The 3,684-nt window shown below is 75.9% G+C and carries 4 protein-coding genes; 2 read left to right on the top strand and 2 right to left on the bottom strand.

Going from position 1 to position 3,684, the window contains the following annotated elements:
* On the top strand, nucleotides 1-360 hold a 360-nt coding region (locus KSNIM_RS31425; RefSeq protein WP_263106513.1), incomplete at its 5' end, for a hypothetical protein.
* Between the two features lie 27 nt (nucleotides 361-387).
* Here KSNIM_RS31425 and KSNIM_RS31420 read toward each other — a convergent pair.
* Together KSNIM_RS31420 and KSNIM_RS31415 are read right to left on the bottom strand one after the other, a co-directional pair.
* Entirely contained in the window at nucleotides 388-1,662 is a 1,275-nt protein-coding gene (locus tag KSNIM_RS31420) for an RNA polymerase sigma factor (protein ID WP_263106512.1), read from the bottom strand.
* Nucleotides 1,663-1,674: 12 nt separating this feature from the next.
* Nucleotides 1,675-2,025: a YciI family protein gene (locus KSNIM_RS31415; protein ID WP_263106511.1), complete on the bottom strand. Its 351-nt coding sequence runs from the start codon at nucleotides 2,023-2,025 to the stop codon at nucleotides 1,675-1,677.
* A 199-nt stretch (nucleotides 2,026-2,224) separates the two neighbouring features.
* Here KSNIM_RS31415 and KSNIM_RS31410 point away from each other — a divergent pair.
* The coding region (locus tag KSNIM_RS31410) for an MFS transporter (RefSeq protein WP_263106510.1) at nucleotides 2,225-3,684 on the top strand (1,460 nt) is incomplete at its 3' end.

The following is a 3,684-nucleotide window of genomic DNA, read 5'->3' as shown; positions in this document are numbered from 1 at the left end:
GGCGGCAGCGTCACCGCGCCCGCGCCGGGCGGCAGTCCCTCGGCCCGGCCGCAGCCGCCGGCGGTCGCCATCACCGAGCCGCACCAGGGCGGGACGCTCCGCCGCGGCTGCGAGGAGCCGTTCGGCGGCACGGCCCGCACCCGGCCGGGCGACCGGCCGATCACCGATCCGCAGCACACCCTCTGGCAGATCACCGGCCCCGACGGCCCGGTCACCGTCGGCACCGGCAGCTCCGGGCGCTTCACCGTGCCGCTGCTCGCCGACGGCGACTACACCCTCGACTTCGCGGCCACCGACCCGGGCAGCGGCCTCGTCGCGCACGCCCGGACCACCGTCCGGATCACCGGCTGCCTCCGCTGACAGCCGGGCGCCCGGGCCCGTCCGGTCTCACCCCGGGCCCGCGGCGTCCAGCGCGCGCAGGCGGTCGGCCAGGAAGTCGCGTTCCACGGTGTTCGCGGTGAGCAGCAGCGCCTCCCGGTACGCCAGCCGTGCCTCGGCCGTGCGGTCCAGGCGCCGCAGGAAGTCGGCGCGCGCGGCGGCGAGGTACCCGTAGCCGGCCAGTTGGGGTTCGGCGGCCAGCGCGTCGAGTGCGGCGAGGCCGGCCGCCGGGCCGGCCGCAAAGCCCACCGCGACGGCCCGGTTGAGGGCGACCACCGGCGACGGCCAGATCTGGACGAGCAGGTCGTAGAGGGCGACCACCTCGTGCCAGTCGGTCTCCTGCCAGCTCGGTGCCTCGGCGTGGACGGCCGCGACGGCCGCCATCAGCGCGAAGCGCCCGGGCGGCCGCGGCCGCAGCGCCTCGCGGACGAGGGCGAGGCCCTCGTCGATCTGCGCGCGGTCCCAGCGCCGCCGGTCCTGTTCGGCCAGCAGCAGCATCCGCCCGTCCTCGGCCGACCGGGCCTCGCGCCGGGCGTCGGTCAGCAGGATCAGCGCGAGCAGTCCGGCCACCCCGGCGTCCTGCGGCAGCAGGGTGCGCAGCATCCGGGCGAGGTCGACGGCGCGCTCCACCAGGTCGCGGCGGACGAGGTCGTCGCCGGCGGGGGCGGTGTGGCCGGTGGTGAAGACCAGGTGGACGACGGTGAGGACGGCGTCGATGCGGTCGGGCAGTTCACCGGCGGGCGGCACCCGGTAGGGGATGTGCGCGGCGGCGATCTTCTTCTTGGCGCGGGTGATGCGGGCGGCCATGGCGGTCTCGCCGACCAGGAAGGCGCGGGCCACCTCGGCGGTGGTCAGGCCGCACAGCAGCCGCAGGGTGAGGGCGACCTTGGCCTCCTCGGCGAGCGCCGGGTGGCAGCAGGTGAAGATCAGCCGGAGCCGGTCGTCGGGGAACTCCTCACCGTCTCCGGACGGCTCCGGCGCGGGGTCCTGCGGCCCGGGACCGGCGGTGCGGTCGAGCAGGCGCGGCAGCGTCCGGTGCAGGGCGGCCCGGCGCCGCAGTTCGTCGGTGGCCCGGTTGCGGGCGGTCGTGGTGAGCCACGCGCCGGGGCGCCGCGGGATCCCTCGCTCGCCCCACACCGTCAGCGCCTTCGCGTACGCGTCCTGCACGCACTCCTCGGCGAGGTCGAGGTCGCGGGTGACGCGCGCCGTCGCCGCGAGCACGAAGGCCCACTCGCGCCGGTGCGCGTCCGCGACCGCCGCCGCGACCGCCGGGTCGGTGGCCATCGGCGACCCCCGTCAGTCGAACACCCGGACGGGCCGGACCTCGACTCCGCCACCGAAGTGCACGGGCACCTGCTCGGCCACGGCGATGGCCTCGTCCAGGTCCGCGGCCTCGACCAGGTAGTAGCCGCCGAGTGCCTCTTTGGTCTCGGCGAACGGCCCGTCGGTGACCGCCGAGCCGCCGGAGCCGTCCGGGCGGACGGAGGTGGCCGTCTCGGTGAAGTGCAGGGCGTTGGCCCCGAGGAGGGCCGCCGCGTTGCGCTCCTGGAACGCGAGGTGGTCCTTGAGCGCCGCCTCCCACTCGTCCGCGGACGCGGCGGCCACCCGGGCTTCCTCCCGGTAGACCAGGATCAGGTACTGCGCCATGACGCGATCCCTTCTCGATCGGGCCCGCCGGCCGGGCCCTCCCGTCATGCCGACGGTCGGCGCCCGCCCGGATCGACACCTTCCCGGACAATTCTTCCGTTCCGGGAGATTCTCCGGCGATTCCTGTCGATCCGGCGCCGGGCCGTCCGTCGGTCGGGTGAGACCGATTCCGGCACCCGATCCGCAAGGAGCGCATCCCATGCCCCCCGCAGCCACCCCGCACGTCCCCGGGCCCGTCGCACCGGCCGCCGGCCGGCCGCACCAGGCGTGGACCCTCGTCCTGGCGTCCCTCGGCCTGTTCATGGTCGCCCTCGACACCCTGGTCGTCACCACCGCACTGCCGGTGCTGCGGGTCGACCTGGGCGCGAAACTCACCGACCTGGAGTGGACGGTCAACGCCTACAACCTGTCCTTCGCCTGCCTGCTGCTGACGGGGGCGGCACTCGGCGACCGGTTCGGCCGGCGGCGGATGTTCGCCGTCGGGCTGCTCGGCTTCTCCGCCGCCTCGGCCGCGGCCGCCCTGTCGACCTCCGTCGGCGTGCTGATCGCGGCCCGCGCGGTGCAGGGCGGCTTCGCGGCGATCGTGATGCCGCTGACCCTCACCCTGATCAGCCAGGCCTTCCCGGCCGAGAAGCGCGGGGCCGCGATCGGGCTCTGGGGCGGCATCGCGGGCCTGGCCGTCGCCGCCGGGCCGGTGGTCGGCGGAGCCATCACCAACGGCCTCGACTGGCAGTGGATCTTCTGGCTGAACGTCCCGATCGGCCTGCTGCTCGCCCCGCTCGCGCTGCGCCGGCTGACCGAGAGCTACGGCCCCCGGCCGCGCCTCGACCTCCCCGGACTCGCCCTGGCCGGTACCGGGTTCCTGGGTCTGACCTGGGGGCTCGTCCGGGCCAACACGGCCGGCTGGGGCAGCGCCGAGGTGGTCCTCTCGCTGCTGGCCGGAGCGGCGCTGGTGGCCTGCTTCCTCGCCCGGCAGCGGCGGGCCCGCTACCCGATGCTGCCGCTCGGCCTGTTCCGTCTGCGGGGCTTCGCCACGGCGAACGGCGTCAGCTTCTTCATGTACGCCTCGCTGTTCGGCGCGCTCTTCCTGATGTCGCAGTTCCTGCAGGTCGGGCTGGGCAACTCGCCGCTCGCCGCAGGCCTGTGGATCCTGCCGTGGACGGCGACGCCCATGGTGGTCGCACCCGTCGCGGGCGCCCTCTCGGAGCGGTGGGGCAACCGGCCGTTCATGGCCGCCGGCCTCACGCTGCAGGCCGCCGGGCTCGGCTGGGTCGCCGCGATCGCCGACCCCGGCATGGGGTATGCGCAGCTGAGCATCGCCCTCACGGTCGCCGGCGTCGGCACCTCGATGTGCTTCCCGACCGTGGCCAACGCGGTGATGGGCGCCGTCCCGCCGCAGGAGGCGGGCGTCGCCTCGGGAGCGAACAGTGCGATCCGCGAGATCGGCGGAGTCTTCGGCGTGGCGGTGCTCGCGGCGGTCTTCACCGGCCCCGGCGTCTACGGCTCGGCCGACGCCTTCGTCGGTGCCTTCAAGCCGGCGCTGTGGGTGGGCGCGGCGCTGGCCGCCCTCGGCATCGTCTCGGCGCTGCTCGCACCCCGCCGGGGCACCCCGCCGCCGGAGGCGGGCCGGGCCTCGGACTCGGGACCGGCGCAGGCCGG

The organism is Kitasatospora sp. DSM 101779, assembly GCF_025655475.1.
In the GTDB taxonomy this organism is placed as follows: domain Bacteria; phylum Actinomycetota; class Actinomycetes; order Streptomycetales; family Streptomycetaceae; genus Kitasatospora.
Note: the sequence above shows the minus strand (reverse complement) of the source record. Positions and strands in the feature narration are given on the sequence as shown.